We start from the raw sequence: 21,742 nt of genomic DNA, 5'->3' as shown, positions 1-21,742 counted from the left end.
TCGGCTGCCTTTTATTTTGCGGCGCGGGCCGCTATCAGCTCCAGCGTTGTGCTCAGGTCCCGGTCGTGCCCTTGCAGGAGGTCGGTGACCGAATAGTTGACGGACACGGCTGGCCGTACGCCCAGGCCCATATCGGGGCCGGCGCTTATCTGGTGTGTTATCCGGTATACCGGAAAGTGCACCCGCTGCCGGGTTTCGGGTAGGCGCAGCCACCCCGAGAGCATGGCGTTGGAGCCAGCTTCCCCGCCCCCGGTTTCTTCCCCTACCAGCGTGGCTCCGGCGTGGTGCCTGAGGTAAGCCGCCACATAGCTCGCCATCGAGAAAGTGCCGCCGTTGGTCAGCACGTAGACCGGCCCCGTGTACCGCAGCTGGCGGTGCGGCCGGAACCGGAAGATAAACTGGTGCCGGCCGTGCTTCCACGTCTGCACGGGATTGGTGCTCAGCAAGCCCGGCGTGATTCGCTCCCAAAACCCCATTTCCAGCTCCCGACGCACTTTGCGCTGCTCCGGCCCGGTTTCAAACACAAACTGAAAGGGAGCGGGCAGCAGGTAGCGCAAAAACGCGTTGCCAGCAAATGAGCTGCCGCCCCCATTGTCACGCAGATCTACGATCAGTGCCCGTACCTGCCGCTGCTTGAGCTCCTGAAAAACGGCCTTGTAGAAGCCAGAATAGCTGCTCGTAAACGTATTCAGGTCCAGCACAGCCACCGCGGAGTCCTGCGGGAGCAGACGCAGGCTGTTGGAGCCCTGCCGCTGCACTACGCGTCCTGCGCCCGGCTGCCGGGTGGCCCGGTAAAACTGGTTGGCTTGGGCCGTATCCACATCGGCAGCGGTCAGGCGTAGGGAGCGAGTGCTGCCGTCCTGGGCGCGCACTTGCACAGCGTAGGTGTCGGCCAGCCCGTAAGCCAGCGCGTAGTAGAGGTAGGTGCTGCGCCGCAGCTGGTAAAGGGCATGCGTCTGGTTGCGCCCATCCGCGGAAACCTGCCGGGCCATGGCTGGTACCAACTCTGCCGCCGGGCGCGCATTGATGCTTAACACTTCGTCGCCGGGCGTGAGCAGACCGGGCCGCAGCCCCGGCGTCGCCGTCAGGAGCAGCCGGCCATCCAGTGCAACAGCCTGCAACGGCAACACAAACGGCTTGGCACCTTTGGTTGCGGCGAGGTAGGCTTCGGAAGGATGCAGGCTGGTGTGGCCGCAGCCCAGCCCCGACACGTAAGGCCGCAGAATGGTCCGGAACTCCCGCTCCGTAAGAGGCTGCGTGAGCTGGGCGCGTACCGCGGCGGCACACGAATCCAGGTAGGCTGCTGAGCGGTAGGTGCGGGCCCCCAGATGCTGCCCTGCCTGTACCGTGCGGTGCAATACGTCGAGGTCGTGCTGGAGCTGCGCGGGTGCAAACCGGCGCGTAAGTACCCCCTCCCCCGACTGGGCCTGCCCGGCGGCAGTCAGGCCGAAGCTACTCAGCAACACTCCGAAAAAGCAGCAGGAAAAACGCATGGCACAGTAGGTTATCTGGTTGACGAGGGCAAGGTACAACCGCTTCTACCGCGAGAGTCAGCCAGCTTACTGAAGTGTAGAAAAAAGCCCCCGAACCGTAGCTGGGGGCTTCTTACACGAATCGGCAGCGGCAACCGGGGCTACTCTTCCCCGGAGTCCTCCGGCGCTCTTTCAGTCGGCGTGTCGTTCATCAGGATGGCCAGCAGCTGGGCCACTTCGGCCGCTTTGGCGGGCTCCTGCAGCTTCTCGAAACTCAGCTGCAGGTTGCGCAGGGCGCGCCGCAGGATATCGAGGTGCGAACAGGGCTCGTAGAAAATGTCGTTGGAGGTCAGGTTGAGCTGCGCGATATAATGCTCGATGTCGGTGCGGGTCAGAATCAGGCCGCGGTTGTAGCAGTTGATGTAGAACGACTCAATCAGCGGCGTTTCGGGGCGGTAGGTCAGCACAAACAGGTTGGGCAGGTTCACGCCGAACACGGGCAGCTTGAGGCGCTGGGCCACCAGCAGATAAATCACGCACAGCGTGAGCGGATTGCCGCGCCGGGTTTCCAGCACGCGGTGCAGCATGGAGTTGGCCGGCGAGTGGAAGTTTTGGGTGTTGGCCGCAAACTTATGCGCCCGAAACAACACATGGTTGAGCACCTGCACCTGCTCGGTGGGCAGCATATCGGGGCGCAGCAGCGTCCAGACTTCAAAGCGCAGCTGCTCGATGGCGCGGTTGAGGCTCTGCAGATCGGCGTCGGGATACTGAAACGAGTTCAGCAGCCACATGCCTTCCAGCAGGTTTTCGCCACCCGAGTCGCGCCACACGCGCAGGCGCTGCTGCAGTCCCTCAAACTGCAGATGATGAATCAGGTCTTCGAGGCGCTGCTGCTGCTGCGGGTCCAGGGTTTCTTCCCAGCTTTCTTCCAGAAACGGAATGATAGTTTCGCCCAGCGTCTGGATTTTCTCCTGAATCTGCGGGGCAATTTCCGGATCGTCGAGCAGGGAGATGAGGGCTTTGATTTCTTTGTTGGTCATGGAGCGGCGGGACTGCGGCACGGGCCGCAGGGAGTCAGAAAGGGCAAAGAAACGCATCCGGCGCGGGAGTGCCGCGCGCGGCTATTCGGAAATAACAGCCAGCCACGGCTGATTTGTTCAGCTGCGGCCGTTTTAGCTCCGGCAAGCTGCCTACGTCCACCGGGCGGGATCTGCCGAAAAATTTCGCCCAACCACCGCAATATTCCGCTACCAGCTTGCGTGCCGGCGTCCAGTCCTAGCCAGAACAGCTTTCGTTCACGCGGGGTTGCGGCCCAGATATTCGTCGGTGAAATGTGCCCGGTGCGGCTCCTGCGCAAACTTCGCGGCATTGTAGGTAGTCGAACTGCCGCGCGGAATAGACAACGACTGCCACTGCCCCGCCCGCACCAGCTTCCCGATAAACACGATTTGCCCCACGTGGTAGGGGTAGTGCGCCAACTGCCGGTTGATGGCCTCCGTGACGGTGTGGCCCTGGTTGCGGATGTACACCAGCTGGTGCCAGTTCTCGGGCGTAAGCGAGTCGAGGGCGGCCAGCAAACAGCTCCAGCCTTCTTCCCAGCGCGCCAGCATTTCGGCCCGGGTGCCCAGGTCGTTGTCGAACTCGGCTTCGCGCTGCCGCCAGGGCTTCTCGCCGTCGGTGGTCAGGAAGTCGGTCCAGCGAGAGAGCATGTTGCCCCACAGGTGCTTCACGATGGTGGCCACGCTGTTACTCTCGGCGTTGGGCTGCCAGAACAACGCTTCATCGGGTAGCTGGGCAAACGTCTGGTCGCCGAGCAGCTTGTAGTATTCGAACTGCTTACGGGCGCTGCTGAGGTAGTCGGTGTCCATACAGAGAAAGAGTAGTGGTTACAGGTACCGGCCGGAAGTGAGCAAAAACAATTACATCCAAGCACTTCCCATGGGGAAGTGCTCCGAAACAATTCTATCCAGCCACTTCCTGTGGGGAAGTGCACGAAAACAACTACATCCAAGCACTTCCTATGGGGAAGTGCTTGAAAATAAATATATCCGGCCACTTCCCATGCGGAAGAGCTCCGATGTACTCGTATCCGGCCTCTTCCCCACCGGAGGCCTCACGCCCACAAACACAGCGGCCCGCCGCACCAAGTGGTAGCGGCGGGCCGGGCTCTGGTGTAGAGACGCGTATTCGCGTCTTGTCATTGCTGACGTTGTTTAACGGGCGCAATGCCGGTCGTTCAACGACGAGACGCAAGTATGCGTCTCTACACCGTTCAGGACTGAAACGGCGAGAGGCCCCACGCAATTTCATCGGCATTCACAAACTCCCGGCAGCCCAGCAGATTCGGCAACAGCGCGTACGCGGCAGTGGGTTTGCTCGTGCCGTTGCAGCCGGCGAGGAGGTAGAGTTTCTTCATAAATAGCTTACTCCATAATTTCTGATTCCAACAGCTTTAGTAGTTGACATTTTCCTTGTTTGTCTACCGCTATTTCCGCCTCCTGGCCTACATCAGAATCTGGTACGCTTAGCCAAGCGCGAAAAACGAAGCTGCTGTTCCTATACTCCTGATACCTTACGTCATGCCAGCTATAAGCCGCTACTTCTTCGGGCGGACCAACTAGTTGCTTAGTAAGTGTCGTAGTAAACAATGGCTTGCCGTCGTGCCAAGCTTGAAGTTTAGTTTGATGATTATGCGCCGCAATCAGGATTTTCCCCTGGTCGTCGTACGCTGTATCAATCACGGCGTTGTCATTCAAACTACTGGTGACCCAGTGCAGTCTATAGGTAGCAGGCACATGTATTATCGTATCAGTTGTTACGGTTTCTGTGTCTGCCGGCCAATTTTCTACACGTAATATCCTCGCCTTATCTACAGTTCTATTTTCTAGTCCCACAGACACGTCACGAGTGTCGCAACCCCCACTGATCAAGGGGGAAAACAGTACAGTACTAATTATGCCAAATTTATTCATCACACCTGAATCACGCCCACGTTGTAGGCCTTTTCAATCGGCACGTGGTTAGTCCGCGCCATTGCAGCCAGCCAAAAGGTAGAGGGTTTTCATGGATAGCAAGCTAAGGAGTTGCCCCAGGACAGCAACAGCCCGCCGCTTCTCGTGAAACTGGCGGGCCGAGTACGTTAATTAACTGCTGATTGGTTCAAGCTTTAGTTTTTCGATCAGCCAATTCTCAGCATCTCGAACTGGTTTGATAGTTTTGAAATAGCAGATAAAACCAGGTACTGCTAAAACGAATGCGGCCCAACCCATTCTTTCGAGCAAGCCAACAGACCTATACACTCCATTCACAGTCATTTTCTCATCTGTTAATATAGGATATAATAGAGCAAGGCTACATAAAACAGCGCCTATAATAAGGTAATATGCCGGCTTAATATCTAAATTGACTTGAATGAATTCATTTTGAATAATTTCACCTTTCACCAATGGATAAATTGGGCCGTTTGCATTTCCTCCGCGCCTCTTAATCAGGAAACAATTTTTGTCAAATTTAACATTGTATACTTTTGTTCTTAACTTCCAAATCCCGGATTCTTTTGAATCAAGGTATTTCAAATACTCATGTATCTGCTCTAAAGTCAAATGTGACTTATAAGAGCCTTGTATTCTAAATAACATCTTTGATTATTTTTTAAGTCACACCTGAATAACTCCCACGTTGTACGCCTTTTCAATCGGCGCGTGGTTGGCCATAGATATGCCTTGGGAAATGACTTTGCGGGTTTCCAGCGGGTCGATGATGGCGTCTACCCAGAGGCGGGCCGCGGCGTAGTAGGGCGAGAGCTGCTCGTCGTAGCGGGCTTTGATGCGGTCCAGCAGCTCCTTCTCGGCTTCGGGCGTGATGACTTCGCCTTTGGCTTTCAGCGACGCTACCTGAATCTGGAGGAGCGTGTTGGCGGCGGCGGCTCCGCTCATTACGGCCAGCTGGGCTGTGGGCCAGGCCACAATCAGGCGCGGGTCGTAGGCCTTGCCGCACATGGCGTAGTTGCCGGCCCCGTAGCTGTTGCCAATCACCACCGAGAATTTGGGCACCACGGAGTTGGCCATGGCATTTACCATCTTGGCGCCGTCCTTGATGATGCCGCCGTGCTCACTGGCGCTACCCACCATGAAGCCCGACACATCGTGCAGGAACACCAGCGGAATGCGCTTCTGGTTGCAGTTCATGATGAAGCGCGCCGCCTTGTCGGCCGAATCGGAGTAGATGACGCCGCCCATCTGCATGGCACCCTTCTTAGTCTTCACGATTTTGCGCTGGTTGGCCACGATGCCCACGGCCCAGCCATCGATGCGGGCGAGGCCGCAGAGCAGCGTCTGGCCGTAGAGGTCCTTGTAGGGTTCGAACTCCGAATCATCGACCAAGCGGTTGATGATGTCCATCATGTCGTAGGGCTTGGCGCGGTCGGCGGGCAGGATGCCCAACATTTCGGCCGGGTTTTCCTTGGGCGCGGCGGGCGTTTTGCGCGAGAAGCCGGCCGTGGCGTGGCCGCCCAGCTTGTCGAAGATGTTGCGGATGTGGTCCAGGCACTCCTCGTCGGTGCTGAACTTGTAGTCCGTGACGCCCGAAATTTCGGAGTGCGTGGTAGCGCCACCCAGCGTCTCGTTGTCGATGGATTCACCGATGGCCGACTTCACCAGGTAGGAGCCCGCCAGGAACACCGAGCCGGTGCCGTCCACAATCATAGCCTCGTCGCTCATAATCGGCAGGTAGGCCCCGCCGGCCACGCACGGGCCCATGATGGCGGCCAGCTGCACAATGCCCATGCTACTCATCACGGCGTTGTTGCGGAAGATGCGGCCGAAGTGCTCCTTATCGGGGAAGATTTCGTCCTGCATCGGCAGGTACACGCCCGCCGAATCGACGAGGTAGATGATGGGCAGCTTGTTTTCGATGCTGATTTCCTGGGCCCGCAGGTTCTTCTTGGCCGTAATCGGGAACCAGGCGCCGGCCTTCACGGTGGCGTCGTTAGCTACTACCACGCACTGCCGGCCCTGCACCCAGCCAATGACTACTACCACGCCGCCCGAGGGGCAGCCGCCTTCCTCCGGGTACATCCCCTCCCCCGCAAACGCCCCGATTTCCACGGTTTCCGAATCCTTATCGAGCAGATATTCGATTCGCTCCCGGGCCGTGAGCTTGCCTTTGGCTTTGTGCGCGGCAATGCGCTTCTCGCCGCCGCCAAGGGCCACTTTCTCCAGCCGTTTCTTCAGCTGAAAGTTGAGTTGCTTAATGCTGTCTTCGTTTTTGTTGAATTCGAGGTTCATCTGGTGGGAATTGGGGAGGCAAGGGAAGCGGTAGGTAACACTCTTGTTGTCATCCTGAGCGGAGCGAAGGACCTTGTCACAATTGAAGAGGCGTTCTACCGTAATCTAGGCGTGATAAGGTCCTTCTCAAGCTCAGGATGACAGATTGTTTGTGGCAAGTGTAGCAACAAAAAATCCGCCCCTCGCGGGGCGGATTCAAAGGTAAGAGGATTGCGGGTTTGCAGGAGCCGCTACTTGAGCGTGGTCTTGGTTTCGGTTTCCGTGACGGTGCCGTTGGGCTTCACGGTGGTGGTTTCTACTTCCTTCTTGGCCTTGTCCTTGCCGCCGCCGAACACCGAGAAGTGTACGTAGCGCTTGGGGTTGGCCTGGAAATCGGTGAGCAGCGTGTTGGTGCTGGCGGCCGTGGCGTTGAGGTTGTTGTAGAGCGTGGTGTCGTTCATGAGCTTGCCCAACGAGCCTTTCTGGTCCGACAACGAGCGGTTCAGGGTGGTCATGGTGCCCTGCGCTTCCGTCATGGTGGCGTTGAGCTTGCGCATGGCCGGGCCTACCGGAGCATTCTTGAGCGAGTCGCTGAGCTGGCTGAAGTTGCTGGCAATCCGGTCGAACTTGGCGCTGGTCTTGTTCAGGTCAGCCGTAAGGCGCGCCATGTTGGTCGTTATTTCGTTGATGTTGCGCTGGTTCATGATCAGCAGGTTTTTCAGCGCCTCGGTGCTGCCCTGCGCGTTTTGCAAAGTAGCCTGCAGGCTCAGGCGGGCATCTTTGTTGAGGAAGCTGTTCACCTTAATCAGCGTCGAATCGACGGTGCCGAGCACGGGCAGGGCCTTGGCCTGAAACGCATCCGTGATGCTGGCCACGGTGTAGGATTTCAGGTCTTCGCCGCCATCGTACACTTTCGAGTTTTTGCCCAGAAACAGCGTAATGGTTTTGGAGCCCAGCAGAGAGCCGCTCAGGCTGGCCACGGTCGAGTCGCCCACTACCACGTCCTTCTGCATTTCCAGCGACACCCGCACGCGGTTGGCCTGCTCGGGCATGAGCTTCATTTCCTTCACCTGCCCCACCTTGATACCGTTCAGGATGACCGGGTTGCCGATGGTCAGGCCATCCACGTTGTCGTAGGTGGCGTAGTAGGTGCGGTCGGAGGAGAGCAGGTTGCTGCCTTTCAGGAAGTTAAACCCGAGATATAGCAACACTATGGCCACAATGCCCAACAGGGCCACTTTAATTTCTTTCGACACGGTGGTCTATCGTTGGAGGTGAAATATAGGAGAGGACCGGCTGCCAGGATAACGTCCCAACGGGTTATTCCCCGTTCATGGCTTCCAACTCGTTCTTATAGTCGCGGAAAGCCCGGTAGATGCCCGAGGCCATATACGTCTGATTGGCCTTATCGTTCAGATACGCCTCTTCCTGCCGGTTGGTCAGGAAGCCGGACTCAATCAGCACCGAGGGCATCGTGGATTTCCAGAGCACCAGAAAGCCGGCCTGTTTCACGCCGCGCGAAGGCCGCCCCACCGTGGTCCGAAACTGCTTATCCACTTTCTGTGCAAACCGAATGCTGTTGACGATGTGCGCACTCTGGTAGAGCGAAAACAGGATGTGGCTCTGCGGCGAGGTCGGGTCGAAGCCGTTGTACTGCTCCTTGTAGTTGTCTTCCTGCAGAATAACGGAATTTTCGCGCTTGGCTACGGCTAGGTTGGCGTCGGTTTTGTGCGGGCCCATCGTCCATACTTCGGTGCCGTTGGCGGCCGGGCTGCTGGCATTGCAATGGACCGAGATGAACAGGTCGGCGTTGTGCTTATTGGCGATACCTGCCCGGTCGGCCAGCTCTACAAATACATCGGTTTTGCGGGTGTAGACAACCTTTACGTCCGGCATGTTCTCTTCAATCTGCCGGCCAAGCGCCAGAATGATTTTCAGCGCCACATCGGCTTCGCGGGCTTTTACGCCAGCGCAGCCCCGGTCTTTGCCGCCATGCCCGGCATCGAGCACCACGGTACGCAGGCGGTAGGCCAGCGGCTTAGACGAGAATTCAGGATGGGGGGCCGAAGGTTCCGGCACCCGGGCAGCCGGTGCGCCGGAAAAACAGACCAGCCCCACCGCACACAAGGCGACAATATTCCGCACAGACTTCGTTAGTGATGAGCAGCGACGCGCTACCTTTGCAAACCGCCACAAAATAAACGAATAAAACTACGTGGCCGCACCCGAGCCCTCCCCTGACTATACGATTATGTTCTGGCCACAGTTTAGCTTGCCGGTTTGCCGGCCCGCAGGTGCGCTGCTGGCTCTGTTGTGGCTGCTTGCCGCACCGGCTTTCGCACAGGTGCCCACTCCTACCCGGCAGCCGGCTACGTCCGTTCCGGCCGACGTGCGCCGCCCGGCCCAGATTCTGCGCGCCGATACGGCCCGCTCCGGCCTGCAGCGCCCCCGCAGCGGCACTGCCGCCGATACCAGTGGCCTCGTGCGCCGCGCCCCCGGCGGCTCGCCTGACTCGCTGAACGTGGCAGCCGGCGGCCGCAAAGGCAGCGTGGAAACCACCGTAAAATATGCCGCCAAGGACTCCATCCGGTTTATAGTAGGCGAGAAAAAGGCCATTCTGTATGATGCCGCCAGCGTGGACTATGGCGAGATGAATCTGAAAGCCAACCTGATTACGGTAGACTACAGCAACAACCTGCTCACGGCCGAAGGCACGCAGGACTCAACGGGCAAAACCCGGGGCCGCCCTGTGTTCAAGAACGGCGCCGAAACCTACCAGGCGGGCCGAATCAACTACAATTTCAAGAGCAAAAAAGGTAAGATTGCCGATGCCGTCACCCAACAGGGCGAAGGCTACGTGCACGCTGAAGTCATCAAGAAAAACCAGTTCAACGAAATATTTGGGCGCAACGGGCGCTACACTACCTGCAACCTGGAGCATCCGCACTTCTACATCAATGCCAGCAAGATGAAGGTGATTCCCGGGGAGAAAGTGGTAACCGGACCGTTTAACCTGGTTATCAGCGACATTCCTACGCCGTTGGGCTTTCTGTTCGGCTATTTCCCTTCCCCCAGCAAAAGCCGGGCCTCGGGCCTCATCATCCCCACCTTCGGCCAATCGACGGACCGGGGCTTTTTCCTGCGCAACGGCGGCTACTACTGGGCCGCCAACGACAACATCGGGCTGCGGGTCACCGGCGACATCTATTCCGGAAACGAGCAGCAGTTTGGGGGCTGGCGCGGCATGGCCGAAATGCAGTATCTGAAACGCTACCGCTATAATGGCCTGCTCAGCTTCGAGTTTTCGTCGCGCCCGGCCAACCAGATTCTGCAGCAGGATGGCGTGAGTGCTACCAACAACTTCCGGCAGCCTCGCAAGCCCCAAACCATGTGGCTACGCTGGAACCACTCGCCCACGCCCCGGCCCGGTGGCGGGCGCTTCTCGGCCAGCGTGAGTGCCGGCAGCTCCGACTACAACCAGCAGAACTCCTACGACGTGCGGCGCTACCTCACGCCGGCGTTTTCCAGCAACATCAGCTACAGCAAGCAGCTACGCAACGCGCCCATCAACTACTCGCTCAACCTAAGCCAGACCCAGAACACAGGAACTGGCACCATGAGCTTTATTCTGCCCGATGTGAGCGTGCAGGTGGCGCGGCAGTATCCGTACCAGTGGCTGGGCATCACGCCACGCGGCCGCTACTACGAGCAGCTTTCCTTCTCCTATTCGCTCACGGGCCAGAATACCGTCACGAATACGCAGGCAGCGCGGCAGCTTTCCGGAGTGCCCCTGCTGGGCGGCACCACCACGAGCAGCGTCATTCCGATTAAGCTCGACAACATTTCGAAGCTGCTGCGCAACTCGCAGACTGGCCTGCGCCATGATTTTCAGATTCAGCTGGGCAGCATTAACTTCCTGAAGCACCTGAACCTGACGCCTTCGGTCAGCTACAACGAGCTGTGGTATTTCAAAAAGCTTGACTACAGCTATAACTCTGCCGCGCAGGCCATCCGGATTGATACTGTTGCCAGCTTCAACCGGCTTTCCAGCTATTCTGGTGGGCTTAATCTGGGCACCAGCATCTATGGCACACTGGTGCGCAAAGGCACCCGCAAGTTTCAGGCAATACGCCACAAGCTCACGCCCAACATCAGCTATCAGTTTGCGCCCTCCCGCAACCCCAACTATTACCAGTCTCTCAATCTGCCGCTGGGCTCCATCCGGGACGCCTCAGGCCGGGTCATTGACACGCGTATCTTCTCCCGCTATGAGGGCTTTCTGTACGGCGCACCGGCCGGGCAGCGCCAGAGCCAAATCAGCTTCTCGCTGCAGAATGCCGTGGAAATGAAGGTGCGGAACAACAACGACACTACAGGCACCACTCCTTTCAACAAAGTCAGTCTGATTGATGGGCTGGATTTTGGCTTTGGCTACAATTTCCTGGCCGACTCGCTGAAACTTACACCGCTGGCCGCTTCCTTCCGGACGCAGGTTGCCAAGAAGCTCAGCATCACCATGAGCGCCTCATTTGACTTCTATCAGCGCGACACATCAGGCGTTGCCATCGACAAGTATCTGTTTGAGCAGGACCGCCGCCGACTGGCCCGCCTCACGACGGCTTCGCTGCAGATGAACTACCAGTTCAACCCGGCCGCCAAGCCCAACAAGAAGTCCAACGTACCACGCGCCGTGGCTCCCGTCAACGACCCGGCCCTGGGCAATCCGAACCCAATCAATCCGTACGAAGACTATGTGGATTTTGAGCTGCCCTGGGAAATGACCACCGGCTTCTCCATGCTCTACGCCGACCCCGGCGTGCGGCCCACCACCATCCTCTACACCCGCCCGCGGGCTTTCACGTCGGCTTCGCTCAACCTGGGCGGCTCCGTGAAACTGACCAACAACCTGCGTATCGGCTACACCACCAACTACGACTTCATCAACAAAACCCCGGCCTTCACTTCGCTTGATATTTACCGCGACCTGCACTGCTGGCAGATTACGGGCAACTGGCGGCCCTTCCGCGGCTACGGCCAGGGGTATTTCATTACTATTGCCGCCAAATCGTCGCTGCTGCAGGACCTGAAGCTGAACCGCAACCGCACGTTCCTGAACTACTAGCCTTTCCTGAAAAACGCCGTATGCGTCCTGCAGAAGCAGGAAGTACAGACTGTCGCCGGCTGTTTTCTGAAAAATCCGCAGCTTTGGTTTCTGGTGGAGCGTGTTTTGCGTCTCGCCCCAGTTCCACAAAGCCTTTCCCCAACCAAGCCCCAAGCTCATGTCCCAGCACAAGGAAGTCAAGCTCGTGACCACGCACCAACTGCTGGCCATGAAGCAGCGCAGTGAGAAAATCTCCATGCTCACCGCCTACGACTTTTCAATGGCGACCATTCTCGACGGTGCGGGCATTGATGTCCTGCTCGTCGGCGACTCGGCCTCCAACGTAATGGCGGGCCACGAAACTACGCTTCCCATCACCCTCGACCAGATGATTTACCATGCCTCCAGTGTGGTACGTGCCGTGAAGCGCGCTTTGGTGGTAGTCGATATGCCGTTTGGCTCGTACCAAGGCAATTCGTCGGAGGCGTTGCGCTCCGCCATCCGCATCATGAAGGAATCGGGCGGGCACGCCATCAAGCTGGAAGGCGGCGCCGAAATCCGCGAGTCTATTACCCGTATTCTTACGGCCGGCATCCCGGTGATGGGCCATTTGGGCCTCACGCCGCAAAGCATCTATAAGTTCGGCACCTACACGGTCCGCGCCAAGGAAGATGCCGAGGCCCAGAAGCTGATTGAAGATGCCCTGCTGCTTCAGGAGTTAGGTTGCTTTGCTGTAGTTTTGGAAAAGATTCCGTCGACGCTGGCCAAGCAGGTAGCCGAGAAGCTCACCATTCCCGTCATCGGTATCGGGGCCGGCCCCGACGTAGACGGCCAGGTACTGGTAGTACATGACATGCTGGGCATTACCAAAGAGTTCAAGCCCCGCTTCCTGCGCCGCTACGCCGAACTCGGTGACCTGATGAGCGACGCCGTGCAGCGCTACATTCAGGATGTGAAAAACCGCGACTTCCCCAGCAAGGAAGAAGCGTATTGATTTTAATTAATAATGAGTAATTAATAATTGACAATTAAGCTTGTTTTCGAGTGCCTTTTAAGCGTTTACCCGCAACTCAAGGCATTTTCGGCAATTCTTAATTCTTAATTATTAATTATTAATTTCTCAAAAGTGAATCGTCCGAATCTGTGGTCGGAACGGAAAGAAATTCTGTTCGAAGACAATCATTTGCTCGTCATCAATAAGCCAGCCGGCCTGCTCGTGCAGGGCGACGCTACCGGCGACGAGCCCCTTTCGGCCAAGGCTGAGGAATACCTGCGCTTCAAATACAAAAAGCCCGGTGCCGCCTTTGTAGGCGTAGCGCACCGCATCGACCGGCCCGTGAGCGGCATCGTGATTCTGGCCAAAACCAGCAAAGCGCTGAGCCGGCTGAATGAGATGTTCCGCGACAACAAAATTCATAAAACGTATTGGGCCCTCACCGGCAAGTGTCCGGAGCCTACTAGCGGCCACCTGACCCACTGGCTCGTGAAAGACCCCATCCGCAATACCACCAAAGCCTATCCGGAACGTCATGGGCAGGGTCTGAAGTCGGATCTGGACTTTCAGGTGCTGGGCCAGGCCGGCAACCGCTGGCTTATTCAGGTGAACCCCATTACGGGGCGTCCGCACCAGATTCGGGTACAACTCAGCACTGGCCTTGGCACTCCTATTGTCGGCGACGTGAAATACGGCTTTCTGTCGCCACTACCCGACGTCAGCATTGCGCTGCACGCCCGCCAGCTGCAGCTGCAGCACCCGGTAACGAAAGAGGAGATGGTGTTTGTGGCTCCGCTGCCCGAAATGCCTCATTGGGAAGCAGCCCAAGCGTACTACTAAACCTCCGGCAGGACCAACAGCGGCGCCGACTGCAAGTGTGTTTCACACGGGTAGTCGGCGCCGCTGATTGGTTGGCGGAGGAGTAGATGAATAACATTTTGGCCTTTTATAGAGGCAAATTGCACTCCCGGCAAGCGTGGCAGTAGTTTTGTAAAACGGCTTCTGAACTAAACCCCGGCTTTCGGGCTTTTGCGCGTTAGAACACCAGCCGTTCCAGACGCTGCCTTTAACTATCCTTGCCCATGGCGATTCTCGTTTTCTTTGTTGCCCACTACTACTTGTCGCTGTTTACGCAGACGTTCTATCTGCACCGCTACGCCGCGCACAAGATGTTCACCATGAACAAGTTTTGGGAACGGTTCTTCTTCCTGTTCACCTACATCTGCCAGGGTTCTTCGTTCCTGTCGCCGCGGGCGTACGCACTGCTGCACCGCATGCACCACGCCTACTCCGACACGGAGATGGACCCACACTCCCCACTATTCTCCTCGAATGCCTTTTCGATGATGTGGAAGACGAAGAATATCTACAACGATGTGCTGAACCGCAACTACGCCGCCGCCGAGCGGTTCGAAGGTGATTATCCGGAGTGGAACCTGATTGAAAACATCGGCGACAAATGGTATTCGCGCCTGGGCTGGGGTACAGCGTACGTGCTGTTCTATATCAACTTCGCTACGGCATGGTGGCAGTATCTGCTGCTCCCGATTCACTTCCTGATGGGCCCGATTCATGGCGCCATCGTGAACTGGGGCGGCCACAAATACGGCTACCAGAACTTCGACAACCACGACCATTCCAAAAACACGCTGGCGCTGGATTTTCTGGCTTTCGGCGAGCTGTTCCAGAACAACCACCACAAGCTGCCCATGCGCGTCAACTTCGGCGTGAAATGGTGGGAGTTTGATCCGACGTACGTTGCTATCTGGACGCTGGACAAGGCCCGCATCATCAAAATCAAGCGCAAAGTGACGGCGCAAAAGCTGCAGGTAGCAGCTTAGCCATTCTTTTTTAAGCTAGAAAAGGCTGCTCGTGCACACGGGCAGCCTTTTTTATGTGCCCCTGCCGTGCCAGAACCATTACTATCTGATTGAATCTGCCGGATGCTTTCAATCCGCCGATTCTCTGCGTACCTTTGCGCCTCACTTTCAACCAGACGCACGAGTTGCGTCGCTTAACCAACCCGGTTTATGGCAGTTAAAATCCGCCTCGCCCGTCGCGGCCGCAAAAAGGCCGCTCAGTTCGATATCGTTGTTGCCGATTCGCGCGCTCCGCGTGACGGCCGCTTCATCGAAAAAATCGGTACCTACGACCCCAACACGAACCCTGCCTCGATCAACTTCGATGGCGAAAAGGCTTTCGCTTGGATCATGAAAGGTGCTGAGCCTACCGACACGGTACGTGCTATGCTCTCTTACCGTGGTGTGCTGTACCGCAAGCACCTGCAGCTAGGTGTTATCAAAGGCGCTATTTCGCAGGAAACTGCTGACGAGCGTTTCACTTCCTGGAAAGAGCAGAAAGACGCCAAAATCGAAGGCAAGCGTACCAACATTGGTACGGCTAAGGACGAAGCCCGCAAGGCTGCCCTGGCTGCTGAGTCTAAAGTAAAAGAGGCGCGCGCTGAAGCTATCCGCAAGAAAAACACGCCTGCTCCAACGGAAGCTCCTGCTGCCGAAGGTGAAACGACCGACGCTGAAGCCACGGCCGAAACGACTGAAGAAGCCGGCGCTTAATTTCTGGTGCCTGCCTAGTGATTAAGGGATTAGGTGATTAAGCAATGAAGAGTCTGGCCGCCTCGGCTGCCGGATTCCTCTTCCTTAATCACCTAATTCCTTAATTTCCAAATCATACCTTTCCATGACCGTAGACGACTGCTACCTGTTGGGCTCCATTGGGAAGCCACATGGCCTGAAAGGGTTTGTGGCAGCCTTTCTGGACGTCGACAACCCGGACTCTTACCGCAAGGTGAAGTCGGTGTGGCTGGAAATGCCGGCTACCCCCGGCAAGCTGGTTGCCTACGACATTGAAAAGCTGCAACCCCAGTCCAACGAGCGAGCTTTGCTCAAGCTCAAGGGCATAGACCGGATAGAAGAGGCTGAGCCACTGCGCAACGCCAAGCTCTACCGGCCTTTGCAGGAGTTGCCAGCCCTGGAAGAAGACCAGTTCTACTTCCACGATGTTATTGGCTATGCAGTAGTGGATGAACAGCTAGGCGAGCTAGGCATGGTGGAAGCATTCTACGAACTGCCGCAGCAGGATGTGCTGGCGATGCGCTACCAGGGTCAGGAGGTTCTGATTCCGGTAGTAGACGAGCTAGTATCGCACGCCGACCAAGCGACCCGGACACTGCATGTCAATCTGCCGGAAGGCTTGCTGGACGTGTATCTGACGCCTCCCTCGCGCGAGCGGGACGAGCCCGACGAGTTCGAAGAAGCGTAGCGACTCTATTCTGCCAAGCTATGCGTATCGACATCGTGACGTGCCAGCCGGATTTGCTGGTCAGCCCCTTTGCGCATTCCATCGTGAAGCGTGCACAGGACAAAGGGCTGGCCGAAATCCAGCTGCACGACCTGCGCCGTTACGCCATCAACAAGCACGGTCAGATTGATGACTATGTGTTTGGAGGCGGAGCTGGCATGGTACTGCGGGTAGAACCCATTGCGGCCTGCTTCGATGAGCTTCTGGCTCAGCGCAGCTACGACGCCATCATTTACCTGACACCCGACGGCGAAACCCTCCGTCAGCCACTTGTCAACCGACTGTCGCTGGCGGGCAACCTGCTCATTCTGTGCGGACACTACAAGGGCATCGACGAGCGGATTCGGCAGGCCTATATCACCCACGAAATCAGCATCGGCGACTATGTGCTGAGCGGGGGGGAAATGGGCGCGGCGGTTCTGGTAGATGCGGTGGTACGGCTGTTGCCGGGCGTGCTGGGCAACGAGGAATCGGCGCTGAGCGACTCATTTCAGGATAATCTGCTGGCACCACCAGTATATACCCGGCCGGCCGAGTGGCGCGGTCAATCCGTACCTGAGATTCTGCTCTCCGGCAATACCCCCAAAATTGACGTCTGGCGGCACGACCAGGCTCTGGAAAGAACCCGCCAGCGCCGCCCGGACTTGCTTTCTTAAGCTGTGAAAACCAAGAGGCTGTGCGAAATAGCGAAAGTAAAGTGCCTTTAGCGCACGTATTCTCGACATTTCCTCAGCCGTCTCATTCTCACAGTTGTAATCATCAAACCAGAGGGCTATATTTGCGCCTCTTTACCCGAAACCCCTCGGGCGGCGCGGCCGTCCTTCACAGTTTTTTCAGCCATGAGCGTACTACTCGATTTTATTCAGCAGGAATCCCAGGAGCGCCGCGCCAGCTTCCCCGCCTTTGCTGCCGGCGACACCATCAACGTCCACGTAAAGATTCGTGAGGGCAACAAGGAGCGTGTTCAGCAGTTCCAGGGTGTAGTTATCCAGCGCAAAAACTCCAACTCCAACGGTGAGACTTTCACGGTTCGGAAAATCTCCAACCAGATTGGTACCGAGCGTATCTTCCCACTCCTGTCGCCTAACATCGACAAGATCGAAGTAATCCGTCGTGGTAAAGTACGCCGTGCTCGTCTGTTCTACCTGCGTGGCCTGTCGGGCAAAGCGGCTCGTATCAAAGAGAAGCGTCGCACGGTGGTTGCTACCGAAGCATAAGCTTTTTTGCTTTTTATACAAAAGCCGGTTTCTCTCAGCAGAAACCGGCTTTTGCTTTTCATAGTGGCATAAGACCACACGAAAAAGGCGCCCCCACCGGAGGCGCCTTTCGTTTTCTATTAGTAGTTCTGCTAGCTGTTGGCCGCCGAATCCTGCTTCAGATCCTGCTCAGCCGACGACTGCGCACCAGATACCTGTTTGGCCGCTGCGCTCAGCGCGTCGCCCAGCTTCACAACCCGCTCTGCAGTATTGGGATTTTCGGCGAAAACAGCTGCTTTGGTTGTGTTGTCACCGAGGCGGCGCAATAGGCGCGACACCACGTCTTTGTCAATGGCTCCGCCGTTGAAGTGTGCCTTCAACTCCTGCATGTCCACTACTATCTGGTGCAATTCGGGGTTGTTGACATCTTTCAGATCTTCAATCCAGCGCTGAAAGTGGTTATCGAGACCGGAACGGTCGGCTTCTTCCTGCAAGTCACTGCCCAGGATTTTTGCGGCGCCGTCAAGATGGTTTTGGTGTTGGGTATCGTCTTTAGGCTGTTTGTGGAATGACATAGTCGGCGAGGTTAGCTCCCGGCCAGCGGGAGAATGGGAATACAGGTGCAAACGCAGCCCTTTCCGGAAAGGTTATGAAACCGAAGCGTGCCAATACGCGGCAGACCCTTACTTTCGTTTCAGCGTATCGTTTCGCCTCTTGCTGCTGCATATGAAAAGTATTCTGGCCAGTTTCTGGCTGCTGGTTATGTCCGGGGCTGCAGTTGCGCAGTCCGCTCCCACTGCTACTCCCCAAAAATCGGCTGCGTACTGGCAGCAGCAGGTAAACTACTCCATTGATGTTACGCTCGATGACAAGCAGCACCTGCTGACGGGCCGCGAGGAGCTGGTGTACACCAACAACTCGCCCGACGCGCTGCCTTTCATCTGGTTTCATCTGTGGCCCAACGCTTACCGCGACGACAATACAGCCTTTGCGAAACAGCAGCTGCGCAACGGCAGCCGGAAGTTTCACTTTGCCGGCCCGGACCAGCGCGGCTACATAGATCAGCTTGACTTTCAGGTGAACGGCCAGCCGGCCAAGCTGGAGCTGGACCCGGTAAACCCGGATATGGCCAAGCTGACGCTGCCCCAGCGGCTGGCCCCCGGGGCCAGCATCACCATCACCACCCCTTTCCGGGTGAAGATTCCGGATTCGTTTTCGCGCTTCGGGCATGTGGAGCAGAGCTACCAGATTACGCAGTGGTACCCGAAGCCGGCCGTGTACGACCGGAAAGGCTGGCACGCCATGCCGTATCTGGACCAAGGCGAGTTCTATTCGGAATTCGGCTCGTTTGACGTCCGCATTACACTGCCCGCCAACTATACGGTAGGCGCTACGGGTGTACTGCAAAACCCCGAGGAGGAGCAGCGCCTCAACCAGCTGGCAGCAGCTACTGCAACCAAAAAAGCCCAAGCCGATTTTGGCTCTGATTTATCGTTCCCGCTTTCCGCCCCCGAAACCAAAACCCTGCGCTATACCCAGGACCAGGTGCATGACTTTGCTTGGTTTGCCGATAAACGATTCAATGTATTGAAAAGCGGCGTTACGCTGCCTTCGGGCCGCCAGGTTGATACCTGGGTGCTTTTCACAAACAAAGAGGCTGAGAAGTGGCTCAAAGGGCTGCAGGACGTAGACTCGGCAGTGGTCTACTACTCCCGCTGGGTAGGCGAGTACCCGTATAGCGCCGCCACGGCCGTAGACGGGGCCCTAAGTGCCGGCTCGGGCATGGAATACCCAATGGTGACCGTAACGCAGCCATCGGCTATTGTGCACGAGGTAGGGCACAACTGGTTTTACGGTATTCTGGCCAGTAACGAGCGAGACTTTGCCTGGATGGATGAGGGAGTAAACTCCTACATCGAAAACCGCGTGGCGGAACGCAACGGCGGCACTGGCGGCTTGTTGGGCCTGCCCACGAAAGGCGCCGGCGCCCGGGCCCTGACGCTGGACGGCTTGCCCAATGCGGCCGTCAACTCGATTCCCTACCAGGCCGTAGCCAGCCGCTCCCTCGATCAGCCAGTGAATAATTTCACTTCCGCAGAATACGGCAAGCTCAACTACGGCATCATTGTGTACAGCAAAACAGCTTCGTTGCTGCACTACCTAGCGTCTTATCTGGGGCAGGAGAAGTTTGATGAGGCAATGCATGCCTATTACGAGCAATGGAAGTTCCGCCACCCCTATCCGGAAGATATGCAGGCGGTGTTTGAGGCCGTAGCAGGTCAAAAGTTGGGCTGGTTCTTCCAGGATATGCTTAACGGCCAGCATCGATACAATGCGGTGCTCTCCAAGTCGAAGGTAGAAAAGGGGCAGCGCAAGGTGCTGGTCCGCAACGATTCGCCGGCCCCGTTCCCGTTTCCGGTTGCGACGCTGGATGCCCGTGGCAATGTTCTGGAAACCAAATGGACCCAGCCGTTTGCCCGCACTGATGAGGAAGATGACGCCATTCTATGGTTCCGCAACGAGAATGTAGCGGCCGTGGTAGCCGACCCGGCTTACGTAACTCCGCAGCTCAACCGCCGCGACGACCGGCTGAAAACGACTGGCTCCCTCCGGGCTCTGGAGCAGATCCGGCTACGGCCGCTGTTCAGTCCGGAACGCTGGGACCAGGCGGCCATCAACTGGATGCCGGTGCTGGGCGCTAACACCTCGGACAAGTTCATGCTGGGCGCAGCGTTTTACAACAGCTTGGTGAACGTCAAGAAGTTCAGCTACCTCGCCATGCCCATGTATAGCTTCAACCAGCGGGAACTGAATGGCATCGGGATGCTGAACCTCAACATTCTGCCGGAGCGAGTGACGCGCCGCGCTGTGGTTGGGGTGTTGCTGCAACGCTTCGAGCGTTACCGCAAAGTGGAGCCCAGCCTAACCCTCACCTTCCCCCATTCGGCCTTCAACGCCCCGCAACATACTGTGAAACTGGCCAACACGGCCATCGACGACCAGGATGCCGGCACTACGTCCAGCATTCAGTCGATAGAATACGGCTTGAAAGCTGGTAATGCCCTGTACCAATGGAACGTAAAAGGGGAATTCAACTACCTCACGCCCAGCCTGACCGACGACAACGTGCGCACTTCCGCGGCGCTGGTACGCGCCGAAGTGAGCTACCTGCGCTATTATTCCGCCAAGAAAAGCTTCTCGGTACGGTTGTTCGGCGGCAGCTTCCTCAACCAAGCCAATGACGCGCCATTCTACATCGGGCTGAGCGGCAGCCCCGATTACCGTCGTCAGACGATGTTCCTGGACCGCCAGCAGATTTCGCCTAGCCTGGCCGCGCAGCAACACCAGTTTGATGGCCGGGATGGGGCTTTCAAAGCCTATCTGCCCGTTGCCAGCCGCCGCTGGCTCACCACACTCAACCTGCAGGCCGATTTGCCGATATCTACTCTGGGCCTGTTCGCCGACTTTGGCCTTACCCAGGAAGCTACTGTGGTCACCGAGAATGGTGGTGCCCAGCGCGCTTTCTATGATGCCGGCATTGCGGTGCCTCTGTTCAGTAAGCTGCTGAGCTTCTACTTCCCGGTAGCCGGCTCGCAGTATGCCAATGGCCTTCCTTCCAGCGGCAAAGATTTCACAAACCAGATTCGCTTCGTGCTTCGCCTCGACCAGTTGAGCCCCTTCCGACTCATTGACGAGCAGTTGGCCCAGTAGCCTTTGCAGTAATTTCCATCCTTCCGTATGCGCTTCTCTGGTGGTGCTCTGCTTCTATTGCTGAACAGCATGCTGCTGTACGGCTGCCGCACGGACATTGGAGAATTGTCGACTTTTTCGGCGGAGCGCAAGCTGCTGCAAGTAGTGGTGGAGATGCCAGCCGGCACTAACCACGCCAAGCGCTACGACGCGGCCAGCGGCGACTTTGTGCCGGAACGCCGGGCCGGCCTCGACCTGGTGGTGGAATTTCTGCCCTGCCCGGGCAACAGCGGCTTCATTCCCGGAACTGCCGCGGGCCCTATTGGCTCGCCACCGCTGGCCGCCCTAGTCTTGTCCGAAGCACAGCCGAGTGGCACAGTGCTGGAAGTACTCCCTATCGGCCTGCTCACCCTCGACGACAATGGCACTATGCGCCCAGTAGTGCTAGCCGTACCTGCTCGCCCCAGCCAGCAAATTCTGCCCGAAGCTGACTCCTGGCAGAGTTTCATCAGCAACTACCCTGGCGCCCGGGAAGTAGTTCGCCAATGGTATCTGCACCTGGGAAGACGCGGCGAAATCCGGATTGTGAGCTGGAAGGACGAAAAAGCGGCCGAGCAGCAGGTGCGGGCGGCGATGAAATAGCAGCAGCAACCGAGTAACCGCACAAAAAAAGCCCTGCCGGATTCGGCAGGGCTTTTTTTGTGGGC

The 21,742-nt window shown here is 57.4% G+C and carries 20 protein-coding genes; 10 read left to right on the top strand and 10 right to left on the bottom strand.

Annotated elements, in window-relative coordinates:
- Positions 1-11: 11 nt before the first annotated feature.
- From IC231_RS06680 to IC231_RS06640, 9 genes are all read right to left on the bottom strand, one after another.
- A complete protein-coding gene (locus IC231_RS06680; RefSeq protein ID WP_190783722.1) occupies positions 12-1,493 on the bottom strand; it encodes a S41 family peptidase in 1,482 nt (493 codons plus the stop codon).
- A gap of 140 nt (positions 1,494-1,633) precedes the next feature.
- Positions 1,634-2,512, bottom strand: a complete 879-nt coding sequence (locus tag IC231_RS06675) for a transglutaminase-like domain-containing protein (protein WP_190784000.1) — start codon at positions 2,510-2,512, stop codon at positions 1,634-1,636.
- 255 nt (positions 2,513-2,767) lie between these two features.
- Positions 2,768-3,340, bottom strand: a complete 573-nt coding sequence (locus IC231_RS06670; RefSeq protein WP_190783721.1) for a DUF1572 domain-containing protein — start codon at positions 3,338-3,340, stop codon at positions 2,768-2,770.
- Positions 3,341-3,744: 404 nt separating this feature from the next.
- A complete protein-coding gene (locus IC231_RS06665; protein ID WP_211538904.1) occupies positions 3,745-3,888 on the bottom strand; it encodes a hypothetical protein in 144 nt (47 codons plus the stop codon).
- A gap of 7 nt (positions 3,889-3,895) precedes the next feature.
- Positions 3,896-4,444: a DUF4738 domain-containing protein gene (locus IC231_RS20415; protein WP_223831383.1), complete on the bottom strand. Its 549-nt coding sequence runs from the start codon at positions 4,442-4,444 to the stop codon at positions 3,896-3,898.
- A gap of 171 nt (positions 4,445-4,615) precedes the next feature.
- Entirely contained in the window at positions 4,616-5,047 is a 432-nt protein-coding gene (locus tag IC231_RS06655) for a hypothetical protein (protein ID WP_190783719.1), read from the bottom strand.
- Positions 5,048-5,128: 81 nt separating this feature from the next.
- Positions 5,129-6,757 carry an acyl-CoA carboxylase subunit beta gene (locus tag IC231_RS06650; RefSeq protein ID WP_190783718.1) on the bottom strand — a complete coding sequence of 543 codons (1,629 nt, stop codon included), beginning with the start codon at positions 6,755-6,757 and terminating at the stop codon, positions 5,129-5,131.
- 230 nt (positions 6,758-6,987) lie between these two features.
- Positions 6,988-7,992, bottom strand: coding sequence for an MlaD family protein (locus IC231_RS06645; RefSeq protein WP_190783717.1), 1,005 nt, complete (start codon positions 7,990-7,992; stop codon positions 6,988-6,990).
- Positions 7,993-8,056: 64 nt separating this feature from the next.
- Complete coding sequence (locus IC231_RS06640) at positions 8,057-8,770, bottom strand: N-acetylmuramoyl-L-alanine amidase family protein (protein ID WP_185889944.1); 714 nt, start codon at positions 8,768-8,770, stop codon at positions 8,057-8,059.
- Positions 8,771-9,080: 310 nt separating this feature from the next.
- Between IC231_RS06640 and IC231_RS06635 the strand changes: the two genes are divergently transcribed.
- From IC231_RS06635 to rplS, 8 genes are all read left to right on the top strand, one after another.
- The gene (locus IC231_RS06635; protein WP_190783716.1) at positions 9,081-11,858 is read left to right on the top strand and encodes a putative LPS assembly protein LptD; all 2,778 of its coding nucleotides are present in this window, start codon (positions 9,081-9,083) and stop codon (positions 11,856-11,858) included.
- A 157-nt stretch (positions 11,859-12,015) separates the two neighbouring features.
- Complete coding sequence (panB, locus tag IC231_RS06630; RefSeq protein ID WP_190783715.1) at positions 12,016-12,831, top strand: 3-methyl-2-oxobutanoate hydroxymethyltransferase; 816 nt, start codon at positions 12,016-12,018, stop codon at positions 12,829-12,831.
- Between the two features lie 132 nt (positions 12,832-12,963).
- A complete protein-coding gene (locus IC231_RS06625; protein ID WP_185889043.1) occupies positions 12,964-13,671 on the top strand; it encodes an RluA family pseudouridine synthase in 708 nt (235 codons plus the stop codon).
- Between the two features lie 242 nt (positions 13,672-13,913).
- Positions 13,914-14,672: an acyl-CoA desaturase gene (locus IC231_RS06620; RefSeq protein WP_185889042.1), complete on the top strand. Its 759-nt coding sequence runs from the start codon at positions 13,914-13,916 to the stop codon at positions 14,670-14,672.
- Between the two features lie 189 nt (positions 14,673-14,861).
- Positions 14,862-15,404 (top strand): 30S ribosomal protein S16, encoded by a 543-nt coding sequence (locus tag IC231_RS06615; RefSeq protein ID WP_190783714.1) that lies wholly within the window; start codon positions 14,862-14,864, stop codon positions 15,402-15,404.
- 124 nt (positions 15,405-15,528) lie between these two features.
- Complete coding sequence (gene rimM, locus IC231_RS06610) at positions 15,529-16,110, top strand: ribosome maturation factor RimM (protein ID WP_190783713.1); 582 nt, start codon at positions 15,529-15,531, stop codon at positions 16,108-16,110.
- A gap of 20 nt (positions 16,111-16,130) precedes the next feature.
- Positions 16,131-16,805: a tRNA (guanosine(37)-N1)-methyltransferase TrmD gene (trmD, locus tag IC231_RS06605; RefSeq protein WP_190783712.1), complete on the top strand. Its 675-nt coding sequence runs from the start codon at positions 16,131-16,133 to the stop codon at positions 16,803-16,805.
- A 183-nt stretch (positions 16,806-16,988) separates the two neighbouring features.
- Positions 16,989-17,366 (top strand): 50S ribosomal protein L19, encoded by a 378-nt coding sequence (rplS, locus tag IC231_RS06600; RefSeq protein WP_185889038.1) that lies wholly within the window; start codon positions 16,989-16,991, stop codon positions 17,364-17,366.
- 131 nt (positions 17,367-17,497) lie between these two features.
- Here rplS and IC231_RS06595 read toward each other — a convergent pair whose 3' ends face one another.
- Complete coding sequence (locus IC231_RS06595) at positions 17,498-17,920, bottom strand: hypothetical protein (protein WP_190783711.1); 423 nt, start codon at positions 17,918-17,920, stop codon at positions 17,498-17,500.
- 151 nt (positions 17,921-18,071) lie between these two features.
- Between IC231_RS06595 and IC231_RS06590 the strand changes: the two genes are divergently transcribed.
- Positions 18,072-21,056: a M1 family metallopeptidase gene (locus tag IC231_RS06590; protein ID WP_190783710.1), complete on the top strand. Its 2,985-nt coding sequence runs from the start codon at positions 18,072-18,074 to the stop codon at positions 21,054-21,056.
- A 27-nt stretch (positions 21,057-21,083) separates the two neighbouring features.
- Complete coding sequence (locus IC231_RS06585; RefSeq protein ID WP_190783709.1) at positions 21,084-21,677, top strand: inorganic diphosphatase; 594 nt, start codon at positions 21,084-21,086, stop codon at positions 21,675-21,677.
- Positions 21,678-21,742: the final 65 nt, after the last annotated feature.

Source organism: Hymenobacter duratus, from assembly GCF_014698995.1.
Classification (GTDB): Bacteria; Bacteroidota; Bacteroidia; order Cytophagales; family Hymenobacteraceae; genus Hymenobacter; species Hymenobacter duratus.
This window is presented reverse-complemented; position numbering and strand designations above follow the sequence as displayed.